At 37.6% G+C, this 21,838-nt stretch carries 21 protein-coding genes and 1 tRNA gene; 8 read left to right on the top strand and 14 right to left on the bottom strand.

Annotated features, from left to right (window positions below):
• Positions 1-59: 59 nt before the first annotated feature.
• Together JZO76_RS01060 and JZO76_RS14220 are read left to right on the top strand one after the other, a co-directional pair.
• Positions 60-132, top strand: a tRNA-Thr gene (locus JZO76_RS01060).
• 145 nt (positions 133-277) lie between these two features.
• Entirely contained in the window at positions 278-676 is a 399-nt protein-coding gene (locus JZO76_RS14220) for a DUF1093 domain-containing protein (protein ID WP_347401451.1), read from the top strand.
• Positions 677-1,082: 406 nt separating this feature from the next.
• Here the strand turns inward: JZO76_RS14220 and upp are convergent, their stop codons facing one another.
• The 8 genes from upp to JZO76_RS01015 all read right to left on the bottom strand — a co-directional run bounded on the left by upp (position 1,083) and on the right by JZO76_RS01015 (position 9,535).
• On the bottom strand, positions 1,083-1,712 hold the full coding sequence (gene upp, locus JZO76_RS01050) for a uracil phosphoribosyltransferase (protein WP_173102291.1): 630 nt from the start codon (positions 1,710-1,712) through the stop codon (positions 1,083-1,085).
• Between the two features lie 60 nt (positions 1,713-1,772).
• Positions 1,773-3,398, bottom strand: coding sequence for an ABC transporter (locus JZO76_RS01045; RefSeq protein ID WP_230710188.1), 1,626 nt, complete (start codon positions 3,396-3,398; stop codon positions 1,773-1,775).
• Complete coding sequence (locus JZO76_RS01040) at positions 3,385-4,143, bottom strand: ABC transporter ATP-binding protein (RefSeq protein WP_206902318.1); 759 nt, start codon at positions 4,141-4,143, stop codon at positions 3,385-3,387. The genes JZO76_RS01045 and JZO76_RS01040 overlap by 14 nt, the downstream gene beginning before the upstream one ends.
• 228 nt (positions 4,144-4,371) lie before the next feature.
• Complete coding sequence (gene glyA, locus JZO76_RS01035) at positions 4,372-5,622, bottom strand: serine hydroxymethyltransferase (RefSeq protein WP_206902317.1); 1,251 nt, start codon at positions 5,620-5,622, stop codon at positions 4,372-4,374.
• A gap of 132 nt (positions 5,623-5,754) precedes the next feature.
• The gene (locus JZO76_RS01030) at positions 5,755-6,786 is read right to left on the bottom strand and encodes an L-threonylcarbamoyladenylate synthase (RefSeq protein ID WP_206902316.1); all 1,032 of its coding nucleotides are present in this window, start codon (positions 6,784-6,786) and stop codon (positions 5,755-5,757) included.
• Positions 6,787-6,986: 200 nt separating this feature from the next.
• Entirely contained in the window at positions 6,987-7,820 is an 834-nt protein-coding gene (gene prmC / locus JZO76_RS01025; RefSeq protein WP_206902315.1) for a peptide chain release factor N(5)-glutamine methyltransferase, read from the bottom strand.
• A complete protein-coding gene (gene prfA / locus JZO76_RS01020; protein ID WP_206902314.1) occupies positions 7,813-8,886 on the bottom strand; it encodes a peptide chain release factor 1 in 1,074 nt (357 codons plus the stop codon). Before prfA ends, prmC begins: the two co-directional genes overlap by 8 nt.
• A 79-nt stretch (positions 8,887-8,965) precedes the next feature.
• On the bottom strand, positions 8,966-9,535 hold the full coding sequence (locus tag JZO76_RS01015; protein WP_206902313.1) for a thymidine kinase: 570 nt from the start codon (positions 9,533-9,535) through the stop codon (positions 8,966-8,968).
• Positions 9,536-9,945: 410 nt separating this feature from the next.
• Between JZO76_RS01015 and JZO76_RS01010 the strand changes: the two genes are divergently transcribed.
• The 3 genes from JZO76_RS01010 (at position 9,946) to JZO76_RS01000 (ending at position 13,750) form a co-directional block, all read left to right on the top strand.
• Positions 9,946-11,343 (top strand): TrkH family potassium uptake protein, encoded by a 1,398-nt coding sequence (locus tag JZO76_RS01010; protein ID WP_431520963.1) that lies wholly within the window; start codon positions 9,946-9,948, stop codon positions 11,341-11,343.
• Between the two features lie 369 nt (positions 11,344-11,712).
• Entirely contained in the window at positions 11,713-13,065 is a 1,353-nt protein-coding gene (locus tag JZO76_RS01005) for a Mur ligase family protein (RefSeq protein ID WP_206902311.1), read from the top strand.
• Positions 13,058-13,750: a type 1 glutamine amidotransferase gene (locus JZO76_RS01000; protein ID WP_206902310.1), complete on the top strand. Its 693-nt coding sequence runs from the start codon at positions 13,058-13,060 to the stop codon at positions 13,748-13,750. The genes JZO76_RS01005 and JZO76_RS01000 overlap by 8 nt, the downstream gene beginning before the upstream one ends.
• Before the next feature lie 108 nt (positions 13,751-13,858).
• On the opposite strand, the gene JZO76_RS00995 is transcribed toward JZO76_RS01000, so the two are convergent.
• From JZO76_RS00995 to JZO76_RS00975, 5 genes are all read right to left on the bottom strand, one after another.
• Complete coding sequence (locus JZO76_RS00995) at positions 13,859-14,665, bottom strand: metallophosphoesterase family protein (RefSeq protein ID WP_206902309.1); 807 nt, start codon at positions 14,663-14,665, stop codon at positions 13,859-13,861.
• Positions 14,665-15,447, bottom strand: coding sequence for a phosphonate ABC transporter, permease protein PhnE (gene phnE / locus JZO76_RS00990; RefSeq protein ID WP_206902308.1), 783 nt, complete (start codon positions 15,445-15,447; stop codon positions 14,665-14,667). Before phnE (JZO76_RS00990) ends, JZO76_RS00995 begins: the two co-directional genes overlap by 1 nt.
• Positions 15,444-16,223: a phosphonate ABC transporter, permease protein PhnE gene (gene phnE / locus JZO76_RS00985; protein ID WP_206902307.1), complete on the bottom strand. Its 780-nt coding sequence runs from the start codon at positions 16,221-16,223 to the stop codon at positions 15,444-15,446. The genes phnE (JZO76_RS00990) and phnE (JZO76_RS00985) overlap by 4 nt, the downstream gene beginning before the upstream one ends.
• Positions 16,213-16,980, bottom strand: coding sequence for a phosphonate ABC transporter ATP-binding protein (phnC, locus tag JZO76_RS00980; RefSeq protein ID WP_206902306.1), 768 nt, complete (start codon positions 16,978-16,980; stop codon positions 16,213-16,215). The genes phnE (JZO76_RS00985) and phnC overlap by 11 nt, the downstream gene beginning before the upstream one ends.
• Positions 16,981-17,114: 134 nt before the next feature.
• On the bottom strand, positions 17,115-18,032 hold the full coding sequence (locus JZO76_RS00975) for a phosphate/phosphite/phosphonate ABC transporter substrate-binding protein (RefSeq protein ID WP_206902305.1): 918 nt from the start codon (positions 18,030-18,032) through the stop codon (positions 17,115-17,117).
• Between the two features lie 220 nt (positions 18,033-18,252).
• On the opposite strand from JZO76_RS00975, the gene JZO76_RS00970 reads away from it, so the two are divergent.
• The 3 genes from JZO76_RS00970 to JZO76_RS00960 all read left to right on the top strand — a co-directional run bounded on the left by JZO76_RS00970 (position 18,253) and on the right by JZO76_RS00960 (position 20,641).
• Positions 18,253-18,909, top strand: a complete 657-nt coding sequence (locus JZO76_RS00970) for a cyclic nucleotide-binding domain-containing protein (RefSeq protein ID WP_206902304.1) — start codon at positions 18,253-18,255, stop codon at positions 18,907-18,909.
• Between the two features lie 188 nt (positions 18,910-19,097).
• Positions 19,098-19,892 (top strand): hypothetical protein, encoded by a 795-nt coding sequence (locus JZO76_RS00965; RefSeq protein WP_206902303.1) that lies wholly within the window; start codon positions 19,098-19,100, stop codon positions 19,890-19,892.
• A 62-nt stretch (positions 19,893-19,954) separates the two neighbouring features.
• Positions 19,955-20,641, top strand: coding sequence for an HAD family hydrolase (locus JZO76_RS00960; protein ID WP_206902302.1), 687 nt, complete (start codon positions 19,955-19,957; stop codon positions 20,639-20,641).
• 204 nt (positions 20,642-20,845) lie between these two features.
• On the opposite strand, the gene JZO76_RS00955 is transcribed toward JZO76_RS00960, so the two are convergent.
• Entirely contained in the window at positions 20,846-21,658 is an 813-nt protein-coding gene (locus tag JZO76_RS00955; protein ID WP_206902301.1) for an endonuclease/exonuclease/phosphatase family protein, read from the bottom strand.
• Positions 21,659-21,838 lie beyond the last annotated feature (180 nt).

The following is a 21,838-nucleotide window of genomic DNA, read 5'->3' as shown; positions in this document are numbered from 1 at the left end:
TTCATAGAAGGGTTTTGCCTTTACAAATATTTTATTTTTGCTATAATTTCTAACGTACTGCCAGCTTAGCTCAGTAGGTAGAGCAACGCACTCGTAACGCGTAGGTCACAGGTTCGATCCCTGCAGCTGGCATAACTAGACAAAAAAGCCTGTCTCAAATTTGAGACAGGCTTTTTTTATGTTTAGCTATATAATCTCCCTTTTTAAATTGTTAGTAGGATGAAAGATTATTAACAGCACGCATTAGCTATAATATTATTCATATTATGTAGATAGGATTGATAAAAACGAGAAAAATAACAGGGTTAATCATTCTAGTTCTTTTAGGTTTTATGGGCTACAAAGCTTACGACTACTATCACTCAACCTATGTTGGAAAAACAGCTTACGCTTAGTTCCAAAAGAAGTTCCACCCAAACTTGAACATAAGGCTGAAACTTCAGTTGGTGATCGCTCTTCTTGGTATTCCTATGACTACAAATTAATTTTTGTCAAAGAAGATGGTACGACTGAAATAAGAGATGTATCAATCTCTCAAGATAATCCCACGCCATTAGTTCCAAACTCTTACGTTAAAGCAACCATCAGTATAAAAAGAGTACGCAAAGGACCAAATAGAATTGATGAACAGGCTATTCCTCAAAAGCTCCATAAAAAACGAACACCGTTAACATAAAAACGAAATGACCTCTTTTATTTATTTTTGTACGTTTACACTTTTGTATCCTTTCTTCTATAATGAAGATACGAGGTGATAACTATGATGAAAAGACTTTTTTATGCTGCTATCTGTACTTTAGTTTATCTTTTTATTTCGAATATTGGTAACTTTGTATTTGGAATCAGCGAGCGCTTTAGTTGGACAACTACTTTATGGGAGGCTCTCTTTTTCTTCATCTTCATTTTCTTAATTCAAGGCTTTCGAAATAAAAAATAATAAAAACTAACTTATGCACATATCAACAGACTTATCCACAATATATTGTGCCGTTTCATCTACACAATTCTATATTTTGTGTCTATTATTATTTTTTCTTACAAAAAAAACGCTGATTTTAAAGTCAGCGTTTTTTTGTAAATTATTATTTTGTACCAAACAAACGGTCACCAGCATCCCCTAGGCCAGGAACGATATAGCCGTGTTTGTTTAAATGGTCATCTAAAGCCGCAGTAAAGATATCAATATCTGGATGGGCTTCTTGTAACGCCCGCACGCCTTCTGGAGCCGCAACGAGACAAACAAATTTAATATTTGAAGCCCCACGTTTTTTCAATGAATCAATTGCCATGATGGCAGAACCACCGGTTGCTAACATTGGATCTACAACAAAGATTTGACGATTATCAATATCTTCTGGCATTTTGAAGAAGTATTCATGTGCTTGTAATGTTTCTTCATCGCGGTATAACCCAACGTGACCTACTTTAGCAGCTGGAATTAATTCCAAGATACCGTCTACCATGCCTAAGCCAGCCCGTAAGATTGGCACAATCGCAACTTTTTTACCAGTTAATGTTTTTTGCGTAGATTGTGCAACTGGTGTTTCAATTTCAATATCTTCTAGTGGCATATCCCGTGATACTTCATACGCCATTAACATCGCGATTTCGTTTACAACTTCCCGAAATACTTTTGTACCTGTATTTTTATCACGAATAATTGTTAATTTGTGTTGGATCAATGGATGATCGATTACTTGAAATTTGCCCATTGTAAAAGCTCCTTTAGTTTTTATTTTATTTTAAAGCAAATACGCTGGTTTAACAACTAATCACTTTATTTTTTTCTGCCTTGCTAGATCAATTTTTCTCTGCCAAGACACCTGGTCTACTTTTTGCCAGAAATTACGGCGATAATAATACATGAGCCACAAACCAACAGCTATGATACCTAGAGCAACGACTGCATTGACTAAAGTTGCATCGATAAGGTTTAACAAGGCCACATAACCGCCAATTAAAACTGCCCCTAAAATCATGCTGCCCCACATCATAAAAATTAACCCAACGCGACCACTGCCTCGTAAAAAAAGCTGTGTAAAATTCGTCCAGTCTACTAAAAGCAGTCGATAATCTCGCACAAAATAAAATTGTGACAACAAAAGCGTACCCAATAAGCTGCCAAGCACAAACGATACAATAAAGAATAATGAGCCTTGTAAAACAAGACCCGTAGCTAGGGATAAAATTAAGGTAATCCCACCTTGAATAAGCAGTCCTGTTTTAAATTTAGCTACCAAATATTCCTTGCGACTCACAGGCAATGTCTGCATATACGTATAATTTTCTCCATCTAAAGAAATTAAATTGCCGACAAAAGAAGTTTGATTAATTGTTATTAAAGCTAAAACTATCCCACCAAAAAAGGCTACCCCGACATATTTTAAAGGCAGATCACGCAAACTTAAGCTGCCATTCAAAGCAAAAGTAGCTATAAAGACCACTGGAAAAACCAACGAGGAAGACAGTACTTGGGTAATCAAAGAGGGATTTTTTACCAATTCGAAATTATACCGACGTAAAATCTGTTGCAAGTTTTGATTTTTCTTATGTTTTCGCCGCACTACTTGTTCTGTAGAGGAAATATTGGTCACTTGTTCATAAAGCTGTGGTAAAATCTGCCACTTCACCAAGAAAGCTAAAATAAGTAAAAAGCCTACTACACCAACTATACTTATTAATCCCTCGCTAGAAAAAGGCGCATGGGTAATATGAAAGAGTGGCAGCATTGGCAATATGATATTACGATCTGCTACATAGCTGTCAGCTGTATCTTGATTCATCAACATAATCCCAATAATAACCAGCGCCATTGTCACCCATAAAAGAAGAGTGGTCATTAATTTCTTATGCTTTTGGAAAACTTTGGTCTTCGTTATACCAAAAACAATCAAGCTACAAATTGCAAATAAAATTAACAAAACAACAATAAACAATAAGCTACTAATCACACCAGCTAAGACGATATTTAGTTTACTTTTTAAACTCGTTAGAAAAAACAAGATAAGTAAAGGAATGATGAAGGGGACTACTGATAAGGCCACCACGATATTTTTAGCAATAAAAATCTGACTTTGTTTAAATGGCAGCGGTAGATAACTGCCCAAATCTTTACTCTCAAAGAAAATATTGTAAATAATACTTACCCCTTGGGATAGTCCTAATAAGAAAAAAAGCATCGCAAAATACGTAAATGTTCCGGGCATTTTGGCAAAGTCAGTCATAAAAAGCATCGAGCCATAGACTGCTAAAAAGACCAAACCAGACAACAGATACTGGTTAATAATCGCTTGGGATAAGTTCTTACGTCCTTTTTTCCGTAGCCGATCGGTAGCTTGGGGATTCGCGTAACGTAAGCTGGTGGCAATTAAACTCTTTAATTGCTTACTCATCACCATCACCTGCCAACTCCTTGACAATCTCTTCACTGTTTTTACGCCCTGCCATTTTCAAATAAACCGCCTCTAAGGATTCCTGTGGATTTTCAGCTAATAAGTCCGTCACGGAACCATTATAAATTAGTTTTCCTTCCTTTAAGATGGCCAGTTCATCACACAACTGTTGCGCTGTATCTAAAACATGGGTTGAAAAAATGACGGTTTTTCCTTTGGCGGCATGTTTTTTCATCAATTCTTTTAAATCAAAAGAAGCTTGCGGATCTAACCCTTGCATTGGTTCATCTAAAATCCAAATGTCTGGATCTGGAAATAAAGCACCAATAATAATTGTTTTTTGCCGCATTCCATGGGAAAAACTCGCCAATGTTTCATCGATGTGATTTTCCATACTGAATAATTCAACTAATTCTTTTAAGCGCGTTTCTTTGTTTTCTAATTCATAAGCCGCAGCAATCAAATCCCAGTATTCTCCTGCTGATAATTGCAAGAAAATATCTGGTGAATCTGGTACGTAGCCAATTTTCTTTTTTATCGCCAGCCGATCTTCAGAAAGTTCTTTGCCATCAAATAAAATTTGACCTCTGGTTGGTTCAATAATACTGACTAAGCTTTTAATTGTCGTGGACTTTCCGGCTCCGTTATGACCTAAAAAGCCAAAAATTTCCCCTTCTTTAATGGTTAGCGTCAAATTTTGTAATGCTGTCTTTTTACCGTAATCTTTTCCCAAATCCTGTAACTCAATCATATTTTTCACTCCTTATAAACCTATGAAGATTGCTTATTTTAAACTAAATAGGCGCCTTACAACTTGTTATCTAGTATCATACTACAATCCTGCTTGGGATAAAAATGCAGTCTTGCATTTTTTAATAAACTTTCATTTGCAATTTTTCTTCCCAAAGCTAGTTAAAAATCAGCTTTACTTTTACAAAAAAAGCGGCAATCAAAAAGATTGCCACTTTAACGAAATGATTTATTTTTCTAAGTCTTGGTAAATAGGAAAGCGATCTGTTAGGCGCTTTACGCTTGCTTTGATTTTTGCTAACTCAGCTTCATCTTCGCGGTTTTTCAACGCATTCACTACTAATTGTGCTACTTGGGTACATTCTTCTTCTTTAAACCCACGGCTAGTCAAAGCCGGTGTGCCAATCCGAATACCACTAGTTTCCATTGGGCTTAGCGATTCAAAAGGAATAGAATTTTTGTTTAACGTAATATTCACTTTATCTAAAACATGTTCGGCAATTTTACCTGTAATATCTAAACCACGTACGTCTACTAATAACAAGTGGTTGTCAGTTGCCCCTGAAACAAGCCGCGTTTCTGGTGTTTGGTTGAAGACTTTTGCCATAGCTTGTGCATTATTGATAACTTGTTGACTGTACTCTTTAAAACTTGGATCAAGTGCTTCTTTAAAAGCAACTGCTTTTGCTGCGATGACATGTTCCAATGGTCCACCTTGAATACCAGGGAAAACAGCACTATTAATTTTTTTGGCTAAATCGGGATCGTTGGTTAAAATCATTCCACCCCGAGGCCCCCGCAAAGTTTTATGGGTGGTTGTCGTAGTAATATCGGCGTAAGGAATTGGCGATGGATGTAACCCCGCTGCAATAAGACCGGCAATGTGTGCCATATCAACCATTAATTTTGCGCCAACTTCATCGGCGATTTCTTTAAACTTCGCAAAATCAATTGTCCGTGAGTAGGCACTCGCGCCGGCCACAATAAGTTTTGGCTGATGTTTACGCGCCAAGATGCGCACGACATTATAATCAATCACTTCGGTTGTAGGATCAACACCATAGCTGACAAAGTGATAGGTTTTACCGCTAAAGTTAACTTTTGAGCCGTGGGTTAAATGCCCACCAGCAGAAAGATCCATGCCTAAAATTGTATCTCCTGGTTGAACCAAGGCTAAATAAGCAGCAGTGTTGGCTTGTGAACCAGAATGAGGTTGAACGTTCGCAAATTTAGCACCAAATAGTTCTTTGGCCCGATCAATTGCCAAATTTTCGGTGATATCAACAAATTCACACCCACCGTAATAACGTCGCCCAGGATAACCTTCTGCGTATTTATTGGTCAAAACACTTCCTTGAGCTGCCAAAACGCCAGGTGAAACGATATTTTCTGAAGCAATTAACTCCAAGTTGTTTTGCTGACGATTAAACTCATTGTCCACAGCTTCCCATAATTCTGGGTCAAATTCACGATAATCCATTTTAGCCACTCCTTTTAAATTAACACTCTTTTTTATCAAACATTTAGACTAAGGAAAAAAAGTCACTTAGTATTGAAATTGTATCATAAAAATAAGGCGCAAAAGAAATCTTTCGCCCCTTATTTTTTATCGCTATTTTTCAGCACTAAAATATTGTTGATTCGCTGATTTTTTCAATCGATTCATATAGGCGGCACCAATGCCTTCTTCAGGATAAACTTCAGCCAAAATAACATCTAAGTCCAAAGCCTTATCATCCAACGCCCGCAAACCGGCAAAAAGCCCCTTTGCCGCTGATTTTGGCGTATCTTGACTATACATAAATACACAAGCCGTATCATAGCGCATTTCTTCTGAGATACTTGGACCGGCTAAAACTCCAGCTCGCAAATGATTCTCCTTCACCCAGGCCTTTGCTTTTTCCCAGTCGCCATTTTTTACTAATAAAACTTTCGTATCTGGCGCATAATGCTTATATTTCATACCTGGAGCTTTTGGTGCTTCACTTTCACTGACTAAATGCTTGTCTAGTGTAACAGCTACGCCTAATGTCTGGGTTAATTCTTCTTGTGTAATAGCACCAGGTCGTAAAATGACGGGTGCTTTTGTGTGATCACTTAAATCTAAGACCGTTGATTCTAAACCAATTTGAGCAGCACCATCGTCGACAATTCCGGCGATTTTTCCTTTTAGGTCATGATACACATGCTCACTTGTCGTTGGACTTGGTTTACCTGAGGTATTAGCACTTGGACCTACTAGCGGAACGCCTGCTAACGCAATTAATTCCCGTGTTTTTTTATTCGCTGGCATACGAAAAGCTGCTGTGGATAAACCACCTGTAACAACAGCAGGTAAACTATCTTTTTTGATGGTAAAAATTAACGTTAGCGGTCCTGGCCAATAAGTTTCGACAATTTTTTGCGTTAACGGATGAAAGTTATCCACATAATCTTTCACCATTGCAAAATCTGCCACGGTGACAATCAGCGGGTTATCGCTAGGACGTCCTTTAACTGCAAAAACCTGCTTGACAGCCGCAGGTAAAAGTGCATTAGCACCTAGTCCATAGACTGTTTCAGTCGGAAAAGCGATTAGCTCTCCTTTTTTTAATTTTTCTGCCGCTGCTTGTAATTGATCGGTTTGGTATACCTTCGTTTCCAATCTTTATCCACATCCTTTTTTCACAGAATAGGCGAGTTTTCAACAATTTCAATAAACTTATCCACTTTTTGTGGATAAGTGATTTGTCAAGTGTGCAAAAGTCTGTTCATAACTTTTATTTTGTGAAACAGTTCTGCTAGCTATGTTTTTTAATCGTGAAACAATTTGAAAAAATTTTTTTCCACAAGTTTGCGTAATAATTAATACACATAGACCATTCGCTCATTGCCACTTAAATCTTTTTTTACGATAACTTTTTTATCGGGAAAAGCGCTTTGAAAAATTTCTGTGACAGCCTGACCTTGTGCAAAACCAATTTCCAAAAAAATTTGGCCATTAGCTGCTAGAACTTTTTGCGCTTGGCTTGCCAGCTTGCGATAAAGCGCTAAACCATTATCTGCGGCAAATAACGCTGTTTTAGGTTCAAATTCCCGCACACTCTCATCCATCAACTCCCACTCACTGGCACCAATGTAAGGCGGATTGCTGATAATAATATCATACTCTTCTTTTGCCCAAGATAAAGTATCGCCTAAAATAAAATTAATTTTTGCTCCTAAGGCTTTGGCATTATCTTGTGCCACCGCTAATGTTTCTGGCACAATATCCACTGCACTAACTTGCCAATTTGCTCTAGCCAACTTTAAAGAAATGCCGATCGCACCGGTACCGGTTCCAACGTCTACCACTTTTTTCATCGTCGTTGCTTGATTTTTTTGCAAACACCAATCGACTAATTCTTCGGTCTCTGGTCGGGGGATTAATGTTGCTTCATTTACTTTAAATTTGTGTCCATAAAAATATTCATAGCCTAACAAATATTGCGGTGGCTGATTTTGCAATAATGCAGCTACATCTACTTCAATTTGTTTTTCATCTACTTTAGAGATACTTTCATTCATGTTTAACAGCCACTGAGTCTTATCCCAACCCTTACGCGCTAAAAAAACAAATTCAATACTGTAGGCTTCTTTACCAGCTGCTTTTAAAAAAGAAGAAGCTCTTAACAGAGCTTCTCGATACGTCTTAGCCATTTTGCATCTCTTCTAATTTCGATGTTTGATCGTACATGATTAAGGCATCGATAATTTCATCTAATTTACCAGCTAAAATTTGATCCAATTTTTGAATCGTTAAACCAATGCGGTGATCTGTTACCCGGTTTTGAGGGAAATTATACGTCCGAATCCGTTCAGAACGATCCCCAGTTCCTACCGCAGATTTACGCGTGGCATCGTATTCACTTTGCGCTTCGTGAGAAATTTGATCATACACTCTAGCCCGTAATACTTTCATTGCTTTTTCCCGGTTTTTTAATTGTGAGCGCTCGTCTTGCATCGCCACGACAATCCCGGTTGGAATGTGCGTCAAACGTACAGCAGAAGCCGTTTTATTAACGTGCTGTCCACCAGCACCAGACGCATGATAAATGTCTGTCCGAATGTCTTTATCAGCAATATCAATTTCAACTTCTTCTGCTTCTGGCATTACGACAACAGTCGCAGTGGAAGTGTGAATACGCCCTTGTGATTCTGTTGAAGGGACACGTTGCACCCGATGCGCACCACTTTCATATTTCAGTTTGGAATAAACGTTATCGCCAGTGATCATCATAATCACTTCTTTGTAACCGCCAATACCGGTAATATTGGCATCCATCACTTCGACTCTCCAGCCTTGTGTTTCAGCGTATTTTTGATACATATTAAATAAATCGCCCGCAAAAAGTGCCGCTTCATCACCGCCTGCGGCACCGCGAATTTCCATGATAATATTTTTATCGTCATTAGGATCTTTAGGTAACAATAAAATTTTGATCCGTTCTTCTAAAACTTCTTTTTCTTTTTTCAAATCACTTAGCTCTTCTTTGGCCATTTCTGCCATTTCATCGTCTAAGTTTTCGCTTAATAATTCTTCGGCATCTTTAATACCATCAACAACTTGCTTGTAACGACGGTAAACTTCCACCGTTTCTCTCGTGTTAGCTTCTTCTTTAGAAAGCTCCATAAAGCGCTGCGTATCACTGATTACATCTGGATCACTTAGCAGCTCGCCCAATTCTTCATAACGATCTTCAATCGCCTGCAGCTGATCATACATAATTATTTTACTCCTTTATTTTCAAATAGATGTCTTACCGATAACTTCTCTTAAAAGCTACATTTTACTGGTTACTGACTCAAATTTCTGGATGGAAATAATGGTGACGGCAGACTGGATAATACGCTTCATTGCCGCCAATCTGAACTTGGTCCCCTTCATAAACAGGTTTATCGTCAATATAATGAAGATTCATAATCGCTTTTTTATGACAGAACCAACAAATTGTTTTCATCTCTTCAATTTTGTCAGCATATAACAATAAGTATTTTGACCCTTCAAACAATTCGTTGCGAAAATCATTTTTTAAGCCAAAGGCCATCACAGGGATATTCAATTCATCCACAATTCTAGTAAAGTCCAAAACATGCTGTTTTTGCAAAAATTGTGCTTCATCAATTAACACACAGTAAGGCTTAAAATCTAAATTCGTAATTGTTTCAAAAACATTTGTCTCAGTAAAAATCGGCAGTGCATCTCTTTGCAAACCGATTCGACTTGAAACCCGCCCAACACCAGAGCGGGTATCTAAACCACTCGTCATGATGACAACAGGCTTGTCTTGTTCTTCATAATTATGGGCAACTTTTAAAATCTCAATAGTTTTCCCACTGTTCATTGCGCCATATTTAAAAAATAATTGTGCCATTTCACAAATTCCTCCGCTTCACTCTTTGATATTATAGCGGAAAAGGACAGCTTTTTACAGTAGGAATTTTGCGTCTTACAGGATTGAAAATTTTGCCTGTGACAAACAAAAAACCACCGCCACAAGGGACGATGGTTTTTCAGGGAGTAAGAAAATGAAAAGAAAAGTTTGTTGGGTTTGGGTTGTTTTGTTGGTATGTATATATAATAGCCAGAAAATGTGAATAATTTATGACAAGAATTTGGTAAATTCATACCTTTTTTCTAACGATGCGTTTTAAATTTCCACAAGATAATTTCAATTTTTTGATTACGGTGGAGAAATAAAGGTTCCTGCCCCCAATTTTCTGCTTCTCTGCTATACTTAAGACGAGCTTAATTATTTATCCAAAGGAGTTTTTTATGAGTATAATGCGGGTGCTGCGGCAAAAACTGCGCCGAGCACGTTTTTTTATCGCTGGCAATGTTTCTTCCATTCAGATTATCGTCAGCTATTATTTATTAATGACACTAATTTCATTGCTGCTTTTTTATTTACCTATTTTTCGTCAGCCAAATGTCCACGTTCCTTTTTTAGATATGTTTTTTATGGCCATTAGCACTGTCAGTGTGACGGGACTAACAACTTTTGATATCAATCACGTTTTTAATGAAAATGGCGTCATATTGTTGGAAGTTTTATTCCAGATTGGCGGTCTCGGAATTATGATGATTTCAACTTTCTTCTTTATTATTTCCCGCCGCAAAATTTCGCTTAAACAACGACAGCTGATTATGACGGATATGAATCAGCCCCGTCTTAGTGGTATTGTCCGGTTAATTCGGATTACCTTTACCATGATTTTGGTTTTTCAAGTTAGCTTTGGTTTATTGTTTGCTTTTTACTTTTTATGGCAAGGTTACTATCAAACCCTAGGCGACGCATTGTTTTATGGCTTTTATCAAGCCATTTCGGCTGTTACAAACTCTGGTTTTGATGTCACAGGAGATTCGATTATGCCTTTTGCCAACGACTATCCTTTTTTGATCGTCATTATGTTTTTAATTTTTATTGGCGGGATCGGCTTTCCTGTTTTAATGGATTTTTACGAGTGGATTTTATACCGGCGCAAAAAAATGCAACGACGTCTGCCTTTTCGCTTTTCCCTCTTTACCAAAATTGCTGTGTTAGCCTTTGTTATTTTGTTTGTTGGTGGGACCCTGATTATTTACTTATTGGAAAGAGATCACTTATTTGCAGGAATTGATCCATTGGGACGCTTTATTAATAGTATGTTTTACTCCATGACTACCCGTAACGCGGGGTTACAGATTCACGACTTAGGTGAGTTTCAAGTGACAACTTTAATCATCTTTTCACTCCTGATGTTTATTGGCTGTAGTCCTAGTTCTGTCGGAGGCGGTGTGCGAACGACGACCATTGCCATTATCGGGTTATACATGACTTCATTTTTAAAAAGCGAAGATAATATTAATATTTTTGGCCGCCGAATAAGTGATGCGGATGTCCGTAAATCAGTCGTCGTTTTTATGCTTTCTTTAGCCATGTGCTTTTTTAGTGTCTTATTGCTAAGCGCCACTGAAAAACAATCGCTAATCGCCATTATTGTCGAAGTGACTTCAGCTTTTGGGACAACCGGCTTATCGCTTGGCATAACCTCTGACTTATCCGTTGTAGGAAAAATTGTCATTGCTTTATTAATGTTTATCGGCCGCATTGGTATGTTGTATACCTTGTTACTCTTTATTCCAAAAGAAACTCGCGACCAAGGTTACGAGTACCCGACTGAACAAATCATTATTGGGTAAAGTAAAAAAATTCGATTAGAAACATTCTGCTTGAAGCAGTCAAAATAAATCGTGTAACGTCTAAAATTTTCACCTGAATAACTCACTTACCGCAAAAATACCTATAACGAGCTTTTCAAACTAAACTTCAGCTACAATAAGCTAAGCTATTGGGTCTTATTGTTAAAAGCTAAGCGAGTTTGCAAAGCTTTTTTGCATTTTTGCAGGATTTTAACGCGTTACTTAGTTTTGTTGTTGTGATAACGGCAGTATCTGCGACTAAAATTTAAGAAAAAGCAAAGGTGTTACCGTAAATTATTCAGACTATGGTATGATAAGTTGGATTTATAAAACGTAACGTCAGTTTAACTAAAAGGAGCAACAGAATTTATGAGCTTACGTAGTCACTTGGCGATATTTGCCGGTAAAAGTGCCCAATGGGTTTTAAAAACCTTTTTCAAAGGTGGTTCCAGCTATCCAGGACAATTGGCCCTAAAAATTGATCCCAATGTTTTAGATCACTATTCTGATCTTTACGAAGTGGTAGTCGTGACCGGGACAAACGGTAAAACACTTACGACTGCTTTAACTGTTAATATTTTAAAACAACAATTTGATGAGGTGTTGACCAACCCGACAGGTGCCAACATGGTACAAGGGATTGTTTCAACCTTTTTATCTGCCAAGCCAAAGAAAAATCAAAAAAACTTTGCTGTCCTAGAAATCGATGAAGCCAGTCTTAGTAAGGTAACCGCTTATATCAAGCCAGAATTATTTGTTTTCACGAATATCTTCCGCGACCAAATGGACCGTTATGGGGAAATTTATACGACTTATCGTCTGATTGTCGAAGGAGCTGAAAAATCACCGAATGCGCCGATTTTGTGCAATGGCGATTCACCGATTTTTAATTCTGTGGATACCGTCAATCCCCGTAAATATTACGGCTTTGATCACTTACCTGATAAAGAACAAATGGCCCACTATAATACCGATGGTGTCTTGTGTCCGCAATGTCACCACATTTTGCATTACAAAATGATTACCTATGCTAACTTAGGTAAATATTATTGTCCTAATTGTGGTTTTCATCGACCAAAATTGGATTACAAATTGACTAAAATGTTAGCCATGGATAATACTTCAGCGGATTTTATCATCGATGGACATGAATACGGTATCGAAGTTGGTGGAATGTACAATGTCTATAATGCTTTAGCAGCAACTGCTGTAGCAGAATATTACGATGTTCCAGCAGAAAAAATCAAAGCTGGTCTTGGTTATGATGAAAAAGTTTTTGGCCGCCAAGAAATAATTGAAATCGACGGCAAGAAATGTACCTTAGTATTAGTAAAAAATCCCGTTGGTCTAAATCAAGTCATTGATATGATTGGTCTTTCACCTTACTCTTTTTCCCTTGTGGCCTTATTAAACGCCAATTATGCAGACGGAATTGATGTCAGCTGGATTTGGGATGGTAATCATGAAGCCTTTGCCCAAATGGATATTCCAGCAGTCATTGCCGGCGGCGAGCGCCACAAAGATATGGCATTACGCTTAAAAGTGGCGGGTATTCAAGAAGATAAATTAACCGAAACCAAAGACTTAGATGAAGTCATTGAAGATATTAAGAAATTACCAACAGAAAATGTTTATATTTTGGCAACCTACACTGCAGTGTTACAATTACGAAAAAAATTAGCAGAAAAAGGTTACATTAAAGGAGGAATGGATCGTGGCTGATTATGAATTAACATTGGCCCATCTATACGGCAACCTGTTGAACACTTACGGCGACAACGGCAACTTATTGGTGTTACAATATTTAGCAAAAAAAATGGGTATTCAATTGGACACAGAGATTGTTAGTATCCACGAAAAATTTGATCCTGCCAAATACGATCTCGTCTTTTTTGGCGGCGGACAAGATTTTGAACAGTTAATTGTCTCTGAAGATATTCAAAATAAAAAAGCAGATTTAACAGATTACATCGAAAATGATGGTATCATGTTAGCTATTTGTGGTGGCTATCAATTATTGGGCCATTATTACATGGGAGCTAATGGCGAAAAAATCAAAGGAATCGGCGCGTTAGATCACTACACGTTAAGTCAGGAAAATAATCGTTTTATTGGCGACATTGTCATTCACAATGAAGAATTCGATGAAACTTACTACGGCTTTGAAAACCACAACGGACGGACTTTTTTAGGCGCTGGAGAAAAACCTTTAGGCAAAATCGTTGAAGGAAAAGGCAATAACGGCGAAGATCAAACAGAAGGTGTCATCTACCGCAATGTTTACGGTTCTTATTTCCACGGCCCTATCCTAGCTCGCAATGAAAAACTGGCTTACCGCTTATTAAAAACAGCTTTAGAAAAAAAATACGGTGCGATCACTGTCCCCTCATTAGCAGAAATTGCTTAATACAAACAAAAAATGAGGCCACAACCAGAGTGTTCCGTTACTTATAATAAACGCTGTTTATGCGCAAAAAAAGGTGTGACAATTTTATGTCACACCTTTTTTATTGACCTAACACGAGCGCATATCGACTTTTTGTAATAACTTGCCGCTCGTTACAATTTCTCTTGCGGTCTCTTTTAACTGCCCTGCTTTGACTTCGTAAAGACTAAAACCCGCGTGTTGAACAAAGCGAACAATCCCATCGCCTTCATCTTGTCCCAAAAAGGAAAGACCATCGGCGGTATAGTAAGGAATTTGACCGACAGTTTTGTGATAATGGTAATGCGTATGGCCATTTAAAACAGCTAAAATAGTGTAACGTTTTAAAATTTGCCACAATTGATCAGACTGGGGTAAATTTAACGTTGCATATTGTTCTGCAATTAAATGGTGATGAGTCATAAATAAAACGGGCTTGTCTTGGTGCGCTGAAAGAACTTCTTCTAACCAATTTAACTGAGCTTTATCAATTGTCCCGTCTGCATTACCATAAACAGAAGTATCAAATGACACTAAATAAAACGGATCAAATTCAGAAACGAAATTATAGTAGTTTGAAGAAGGCGCGTTTTTTAGCCACCCTTGATAAAAATTTTCTTTGATATCATGGTTACCTAATGTGACCATAACAGGTGTATCAGGAAACTTTTTGGTAAAATACTCGTGCAAAAAGCGATAATCAGCAATTTGACCATCTTCGGTTAAATCGCCAGTAAGCAAGACTAAATCAATAGCTGTCATTTCTTTGGCCTTTTCAATCGCACGATCTAAATAGGTCAAGGGATTCTCCATTTTTGTCAACATTGCTTGATAACCTGTGGTAGCTGGCAAATAATGACTACGGTAATGTAAATCAGAGAGTTGTAAAATTTTCATTAGCGTAACTTCCTACGAATCCAGCCAGTGAATAAGTCTAAGCTAAAGACGGTTACCACGACTCCTAATAAAATAATACTAACGCGATCCCAACTCCGCGTTTGAATTGCAAATATCAAAGGTGCCCCAATTCCGCCGGCACCTACCAAACCTAAAGTTGCGGCACTTCGCACGGCGATTTCAAAATGATTTAAAGACAGTGAACTATAGATTGGTAATAAATATGGTATACGCACAGAGAAAACAATTTGCCAAAAATTAGCACCAATCGCTGCTGCATCCTCAATCAAAGCCTCATCCATCCCTTCGGCTTCTTCGGTAAATAATTTTCCTAACATGCCAATTTGATGCACGCCGATTGCCATTACCCCAGCAAAGGGTCCTGGACCAACTACTTTAACGAAAATAATAGCGTAAACGAGTTCAGGAAAAGCCCGCAAAACGTTACAAATAAATTTACCAATTTTGGCTACCCAAGGATAATTTTGCCACAAATTGCTGGCACTAATTAAAGTTAAAGGTAGTGCCAAAATCGTTGCAATAAAAGTGCCTAAAAAAGCAATCCCAATCGTAAGCAACAATAAGCTAAGCAAATCTTCTCCACTACCATCATATAAGTAGTGCCAATCAGGATGGGCTAGCCCTTGTATTACTTCTGCTCCCATTGCAAAAGAAAATGTTTTTAAGCTGCTGTAGTCAATTCCTGAGGCAGAATAAATCACTAAAGCTAAAAGTAGCAGCACAAAAAAATATATTTTTTTGCTAACTTGACTAAGTATCATCCTAATCTCCTCCTAACTGCTTCACTTAAACCATCCACAATGGCCACCACCACAAAAATCGTCAAAATTATAATGGATACGCGATCGTAACGCATAAGCGCTAATGATGAATTCAAAATAACACCAAGCCCACCAGCGCCCACATATCCCAACACGGTCGAAGCTCGTACGTTTACTTCAAAGGCATAAAAAGTATAGCTGATAATTTGGTTAATGACTTGCGGTGTAACCGACCAAATAGCCACTTGCATTTTGTTGGCACCAACTGCCTCATTGGCTTCAATTGGGCCAAAATCAATTGTTTCAATTGCTTGAAAAATCAACTGGGAAACCATCCCGAAGGTAAAAACGGCAATCGTTAGTACCCCTGTTGCCTCACCAATACCAAAAATGGCAACAAATAAAGCGGCCAATAATAAATTGGGAATCGTGCGAATCACGCCTAAGAAAAAGCGGATAATATAAGATAAAAGACGTTGTTTTGTCACAACGTGAGTCGCTAAAAAACTAATCTGAACGGCAAATAGAACACCTAAAAAAGTACCCAAAACAGACATCTGCAATGTTTTGAGTAGTGGCGTTACAAGACTTGGTAAATAGCTAAAGTCAGGTTTTAAAAAGCGGGCTAAAAAAAGGGCCATCTGATTAGAATTTTGAAATACCGCCTGAAAATTAGCGTCAGTTAAAAGGATACTGCCTTGTAAACACAGCAGTAGCACAATTATTACAAATAAATGTTTGTACCAATTAAAATGGACGGTATCTTTAATTTGCATTTTCTCCCACTTCCTTTTCGTACGCTTTCCCATAGATTTCACTAAGACGTTGTTCCGTCAGTTTTTGTGCAACATCATCAAAAACAATTTCACCACTTTTTAAAGCGATAATTCTACTGGCATATGCTTTTGCCAAAGAGACAGAGTGAATATTCACAATAATCGTCTTATTTAAGTTTTGGTTGATTTCTTTTAAATCTCCCATCACTTTTTCAGATGTAACCGGATCAAGAGATGCCACCGGTTCATCAGCTAAAATAATGTCCGCTTGCTGCACTAAGGCTCTTGCAATTAAAACACGCTGCTGCTGACCACCGCTTAATTCATCACTTCGGGTGTGCAATTTATCAGATAAGCCGACTTGACTTAAAGCTGTTGCTGTTTTTTCATAGTCGGCTTTTGTAAACAAACCAAAGATACTTTTCCAAGTAGAATAATAGCCAAGACGACCGGATAATACGTTTTTTTGGACTGTACTGCGTTTAACCAAATTGAAACTTTGTGAGATTAACCCAATATTGCGGCGGATTTCCCGCAATTTTTTCTTATTGGCGTTTGTAATCGATTCACCATTAATGATAATTTCACCAGCAGTCGTTGTGACTAGACGATTGATAGACCGCAAAAGGGTACTTTTCCCAGCACCACTCAATCCGATAATGGCAACAAATTCACCATCGGCAATCGTTAAATTAATATCCTTTAAGCCTTTGACACCATTCGGGTAGACTTTAGCAACATTTTTAAATTCAATCATATTTTTAACTCCTAAATTAGATATCGAAATTCTTCCAAAAGACAACTTGAAGCGCATTTTTTTCTAACTGAAAAACGCTTTGACTCTATAATTCTACGAGTAAAAAAGCCAGCTCCTAAGAACCGGCAATTTGTTTACTCAGAAGCTTTTTTCGTGTATTCGCGAATTGTATCATAGGCACTATCAGCAGCTTCTTGGTAGCCTTTGTGCCCCCATAAAGCCATCGCTTCTTGTCCGGCTTCATCTTTTGGCATATTCAAAAAGACATCTTTAATTTCTTGTTTTAATTTCGTGTCCATTTTGGGCTGCACCGCAATCGCATCGTTAGGAATATCACCTGTGGTTAAATATAAAACCCGTAAATCTTTCATAATATCCTGATCACTGAATTTTGAAGCAAATACATTACGCGCACCTTCGAAAACAAAGGCTGCATCCATTTGACCGTTTAATACAGCTGTCATTTCACTTGGAATATCATTGACCGTTGTAACAGTAGCATCTTTGGTTGGGTCAACACCGGCCTCTTTTAATTCAGCTACCGGGTAAATATAGCCACTAGCTGAATTCGGACTTAAAGCAGCAATTTTCTTTCCTTTTAAGTCTGTCAAATCCTTTAAGTTGCTATCAGCTTTAACTAAAATTTCACCTTTAAAAGTATTGGTTAATTTATCTGTTGGTAAACCTGTTTTTCTATCGTAAGCACCCAATTGAGAGGTCAACACTGCTTCTGCTGCATCCATATCTTTTGCTTGCACATAAGCCGCTGGCGGCATAATTCCTACATCAACTTGACCTGAGGCCATCGCTTCAACAATCGTAGAATAATCTGTTGCCAGAGTAACAGTCACATCTTTATCAAGTTTTTTTGATAAATACGCAGCAAATGGTTTTGTTTTAGCTTCCATAGAACCATCATTATTCGTTGGAACAAATTGCACCACCAATTTCTCTTTTGTGTCCCCTTGTGCCTTTTGTTCATTACCACACCCTGTAAGACCGACTAAAATTCCTAGTGTTAAAAGACCGGTTGCCAACATTTTGAAACGCATGTTTTCTCCTCCTATTGGAAAATGATTTATATTGCCCCCACATAATAGCAAGAATTATCTCAAACAAAAATGACCTGTGTCACTTTGTAGGTAATTTTTTTGTAAATTTTAAGTAAAACCCGAACATTATCTTTACATCACTTGGAAAAAGGATGCTTTTTTACTCATTTGCCGTTATAATCAAAAATAACAAAACACTCATTTGAGAAAGGAAGCTTTTATGAAACAGCTATTTGATAAAAGCCAGTTAAAAGAAGCAATTGCAACCAATAATTTACAAGATTATTTAAGTACAGATTTACTTTCAATTGCAACTTTATGTACCTTTGAAAAAGATGAAGATCTCATTCAAGCGGGAACAGCTTCGAAGTACTTATATTTTCTAGTGGAAGGAAGTGCGATGGTCTATTCATTTACCTACGATACACAAAACATTTGTATCAATTACTGCTATGAAGCAACCATTATCGGAGAAGCCTCTTCTTTATGGGAAACAACACCCAGTAGCAGTGTTAAAGCCATGACCCCTTGCACTTGTGTTTGCATTAACTTGAAGCAATACCGGTCTATTTTGCAAAATGATTTGCGCTTTTTAAAACATACCTGTCAACTGCTTAGCTACCGCTTAAACACAGGGATTAATCTGGCCAATTCCTTAAGTGAACCCGTCGAAACTAGACTAGCCCGTTTTATTTTAGAACATGAAAAAGATGAACTTTTTTCTTTCCAACTTAATAATTGTGCGGCTATTTTAAATGTTAGTTACCGTCATTTGCTGCGCACCATGACTAATTTTAAAGATCAGGGCATTTTGCAAAAAGTTCGCGGTGGCTACCGAATTTTAAAACGAAGTCAATTACTTGCCCTGACTGCTTGAATTTACACTTGGTATCTAGCTAGGCAGTAAGTTTTTTCGTCATATTTTACTGTATGAAGCAACAAAATAATTTGTGCCATTACCAAAAATGAGTAAGCTATTTTTAAGCCGAATTTGCTTTAAGAAGTGGTAAAATCAACTGAAGTCTAATAACCTAAAATCAAATTATCGAAGGGAAAAACTAGTAAATGAAACCTACACTTGCTGATGACATTAATACTTTAGCTGCCTTTTGTACGCTGCGGGATATTCCAGCTTTAACACAAGCTAATTTGCAGAAAGCTTATAATTTTCCCCAGGCAGATGCCTTCGTTTTATTTGGTGGCACCATTCTAGCTGGTATTGAACCTTTAGTAACTGCGATGAAAAACCAAGTCGCAAAAAAGTATCTGATTGTCGGCGGACAAGGCCATACAACTGATGCGCTGCGGGATAAAATAAGGCAAGCATATCCGATGATTGCAACAGACAAGAGTGAAGCAGAAATGTTTAATGACATTTTGTATCTAAAATTAGGCCAAACTGCGGACTACTTAGAAGTTCAATCAACGAATTGCGGCAATAATATCACCAATCTATTGAAACTATTGACCAAAAACAAACTGCCAAAAAAATCACTTATTTTATCCCAAGATGCGACCATGCAACGTCGAATGAGTGCTACGCTAGAAAAATTCGCACCTCAAACGACAATTATTAATTATGCCAGTTATACAATCCAGACAAAAATTGAAAATAGAAAATTACAATTTGACCAATCTCTTTTAGGTATGTGGGAAATGGAGCAATACATTACATTGTTATTAGGTGAAATTAGTAGATTGCAAAATACACCATCTGGCTATGGACCTTTAGGCAAAAATTTTATTGCCCCTGTTTTTATACCAGAAGATGTACTGGCTGCTTTTCACCGGGTTGCACAAGCATTTCCTAATAAAATCCGCACGGCTAATTCTGCTTATGCTAAAGAATTAGCGGAATAAGCTTTAGCAAAAAACAGTAACTAAAACTATAACGCATCACTTCTACCACTAAGGAGGCTATTATGAAAGGAATTTTGTTTGATTTTAACGGCACCTTGATTAACGACACGCAAAAGCACGAAGAAGCTTGGCAGGCTTTTATCACTAAAGTCACAGGGTCCCCTGTTTCCAAAGGGGATTTTGCCAAGTATTTTCACGGTAAAAATGCACAACATACCTTAGAACATGTTTTCAAACGACCTTTAACAGCTCAAGAAGTTGCAGACTATGCCGAAGAAAAAGAAGCTTTATATCGCGCGCTTTGTTTGGCTGATCCAAATTACAGCCTCTTAAAAGGAGTACCCGAATTTTTGACTTTATTGCAAAAAGAACAAATTCCCTTTACAATTGCCACTGCTTCGGGAAAAACAAATTTGGATTTTTATTTTGATACTTTGAATTTAAATCAGTGGTTCCAACTGGATAAAGTAGTCTATGATGACGGCAAAATGATTAGTAAACCTGACCCTGATCCATATTTAAAAGGAGCTGCTCGCCTTAGGTTACTCCCATCAGAATGTGTCATTTTTGAAGATGCGCCCGTTGGTCTTTTAAGTGCATATAATGCAGCTGCAGCTCAAATTGTAGCTGTCGCTACTTCTGAAACAAAAGATTCGCTTGCTAAATTACCCGGCGTTTCCCTAATAGTGGCAGATTTTACTGATCCTGCCCTAACTGTCTTAATCGACCAATTCACAAAAAAAAGCTGAGGAAACCCTTCAAGTTCAACCATAGTCAAGAATTAGTAAAAAATAGACCCGCTCTTATTTACCCACCTTTAAATTGTGGTCTTCACAAATATTACTATCTAAGATAATAAATACGATTTTTTTGTATTGTAAAAAATGTGACCTCTGCTTTATAAAAAAAATCAGCGGACTGATTGTTTATAATCAGTCCGCTGATTTTTTTATTTATTCCCACTGTGCTGTCACACTGACGCCAAAATGATCACTTACAATTGGCGTTTTATCCCCATTAAATAAGACTTCATGACTTAAAACAGTAAATTCTGGCGTTAAAAAGATATAATCAATTCTTTCCCCATTACTTTTTTCCCAACCGGCAATCTGGGCTAGGGTCGTTTCTTGACCACTCTTTTTTTTGGCGGCATAAAAACTATCTTGTAGCTGCCAATTACTTTCCATGATTTGCTTATACCCTTTTGTATTAGCCGGGTTATTAAAATCTCCCATTAAAACGAGCGGATGAGAATGATCTGCTAAAAAAGCTTGGACTTGCTCCCATTCAAAGGAAAATCCTTCTTGCCACCATGAAAAATGACCACTGAGCACTTGTACTAATTTACCTTCCACTGCAGTTAAGGCAGTCAAAATCCTGCGCGTGTGGTAATCTGTCACATCTTTTGTTTGAGATACCAATGTATCTTGGGCGATAAAAGGTTCTTTGGCTAAAATTGCCACCCCTTCATCAAAACGGTCATAGCCGATATGGTTATAACACCAAGACCAATAATACTCCTTATCCAAACATTGCAATTGTTCTTGCAGACGCAAAGCAAAATTATCTTCACGAATAATGACGTCTGTGTTACTAGGAATAAACCAATCATCTAAAAAAGCCTTCTCACTTGTCATCAACTGATTGACCTCTTGCAAACAAATAACATCGTAGTCATTTGTAGCAATATTTTCAGCGAGGTGGGCCAATTTTTCGGTTTGATTTTCTTCCAACCAACTATGACAATTTAAAGTTAAAAATTTCATTTTAATACTCCTATCTTGCTACTTGTTCCAAGAATAACATACTTTTCCTTCAAAAAAAGTTGCAGACCACATCAGACAATAAGAAAAGCTGGATAAACTCCTTCAACTTGCTAGTGATCCGGCGAGACTTCAATAAATTGTTTCCCAAATTTCTTTAAATTTCGCCTTATTGTCCCAGCG

Source organism: Candidatus Enterococcus myersii, from assembly GCF_017316025.1.
GTDB lineage: Bacteria > Bacillota > Bacilli > Lactobacillales > Enterococcaceae > Enterococcus_C > Enterococcus_C montenegrensis.
Note: the sequence above shows the minus strand (reverse complement) of the source record. Positions and strands in the feature narration are given on the sequence as shown.

Coding starts and splice junctions, on each gene's coding strand:
- prfA (WP_206902314.1), bottom strand. CDS start 8,886: ATGTATGATCAGCTGCAGGCGATTGAAGATCGTTATGAAGAATTGGGC.
- prmC (WP_206902315.1), bottom strand. CDS start 7,820: ATGGCTAAGACGTATCGAGAAGCTCTGTTAAGAGCTTCTTCTTTTTTA.
- upp (WP_173102291.1), bottom strand. CDS start 1,712: ATGGGCAAATTTCAAGTAATCGATCATCCATTGATCCAACACAAATTA.
- JZO76_RS01040 (WP_206902318.1), bottom strand. CDS start 4,143: ATGATTGAGTTACAGGATTTGGGAAAAGATTACGGTAAAAAGACAGCA.
- JZO76_RS01005 (WP_206902311.1), top strand. CDS start 11,713: ATGAGCTTACGTAGTCACTTGGCGATATTTGCCGGTAAAAGTGCCCAA.
- JZO76_RS00965 (WP_206902303.1), top strand. CDS start 19,098: ATGAAACCTACACTTGCTGATGACATTAATACTTTAGCTGCCTTTTGT.
- phnC (WP_206902306.1), bottom strand. CDS start 16,980: ATGATTGAATTTAAAAATGTTGCTAAAGTCTACCCGAATGGTGTCAAA.
- JZO76_RS01015 (WP_206902313.1), bottom strand. CDS start 9,535: ATGGCACAATTATTTTTTAAATATGGCGCAATGAACAGTGGGAAAACT.
- phnE (WP_206902308.1), bottom strand. CDS start 15,447: ATGATACTTAGTCAAGTTAGCAAAAAAATATATTTTTTTGTGCTGCTA.
- JZO76_RS00960 (WP_206902302.1), top strand. CDS start 19,955: ATGAAAGGAATTTTGTTTGATTTTAACGGCACCTTGATTAACGACACG.
- JZO76_RS00970 (WP_206902304.1), top strand. CDS start 18,253: ATGAAACAGCTATTTGATAAAAGCCAGTTAAAAGAAGCAATTGCAACC.
- JZO76_RS01010 (WP_431520963.1), top strand. CDS start 9,946: ATGCGGGTGCTGCGGCAAAAACTGCGCCGAGCACGTTTTTTTATCGCT.
- JZO76_RS00975 (WP_206902305.1), bottom strand. CDS start 18,032: ATGCGTTTCAAAATGTTGGCAACCGGTCTTTTAACACTAGGAATTTTA.
- glyA (WP_206902317.1), bottom strand. CDS start 5,622: ATGGATTATCGTGAATTTGACCCAGAATTATGGGAAGCTGTGGACAAT.
- JZO76_RS01045 (WP_230710188.1), bottom strand. CDS start 3,398: ATGGTGATGAGTAAGCAATTAAAGAGTTTAATTGCCACCAGCTTACGT.
- JZO76_RS00995 (WP_206902309.1), bottom strand. CDS start 14,665: ATGAAAATTTTACAACTCTCTGATTTACATTACCGTAGTCATTATTTG.
- JZO76_RS00955 (WP_206902301.1), bottom strand. CDS start 21,658: ATGAAATTTTTAACTTTAAATTGTCATAGTTGGTTGGAAGAAAATCAA.
- phnE (WP_206902307.1), bottom strand. CDS start 16,223: ATGCAAATTAAAGATACCGTCCATTTTAATTGGTACAAACATTTATTT.